The sequence below is a fragment of the Neglectibacter sp. X4 genome, from assembly GCF_009917365.1.
GTDB lineage: Bacteria > Bacillota > Clostridia > Oscillospirales > Acutalibacteraceae > Acutalibacter.
This window is the reverse complement of the sequence record NZ_QWLE01000269.1, coordinates 1-643: the sequence shown is the minus strand read 5'-3', so window position 1 is coordinate 643 and position 643 is coordinate 1. Positions and strand designations below refer to the sequence as shown.

1 protein-coding gene is annotated in these 643 nt (G+C 46.3%); it reads left to right on the top strand.

Features of this window, described 5'->3' with window-relative positions; genetic code table 11:
- Positions 1-136: 136 nt before the first annotated feature.
- Positions 137-643, top strand: a 507-nt coding sequence (locus tag D1841_RS18065; RefSeq protein WP_166554372.1) for a hypothetical protein, incomplete at its 3' end; no start/stop codon positions are given.

Genomic DNA, 643 nt, shown 5'->3' with positions numbered 1-643 from the left:
ATTTTGAAAGAGCATGGTGAGAAAACAAATAATGTTGCTTTACAAGTTGCTGATATTGACAAAGTTGGTTACGTGACTGAAATTGGAGAACCAATTAGTGGAATGAACACGGAGTTAGAGCAATTTGTTACTACCCTTGAATCTGAAAGTATGGAAGGAAGTACTTCTTCTTGTAGAGGTGCATGCTCTGGATTATGTTTTGGTACTTGTACCAGTGGATGCTCTGGATGCTCTGGATGTAGCGGTTGTTCTGGCAGTTGTAGTGGTGGGTGTTCTACTAGTTGCAGTTCTTGTGGTGGATGCAGTTCTACTTGTGGTGGTTCATGCAGCGATAGTTGTAGCGGGGCTTGTGGTAGCGGTTGTTCAAGTGGATGTGTTGGCTGTACAGGAACGTGTGGCGCCACTTGTGCGACTGGATGCGGCGCTGGTTGTTCTTCCGGTTGTGGTGAAGCTTGTAAAGGCTGCGGAAATTGCTCAAGTACATGTTCTGGCTCTTGTTCTGGTGGATGTAGTGGTGGTTGTAATTCTACTTGTGCCGGTTCATGTGGAGGAGCCTGTAAAGCCTGTACCGGTGGATGTCAAGGTGGTTCTAAATCAGGATGTGGAACTTGTCAAGGTGGATGCCAAAGTGGTTGTACCGGAT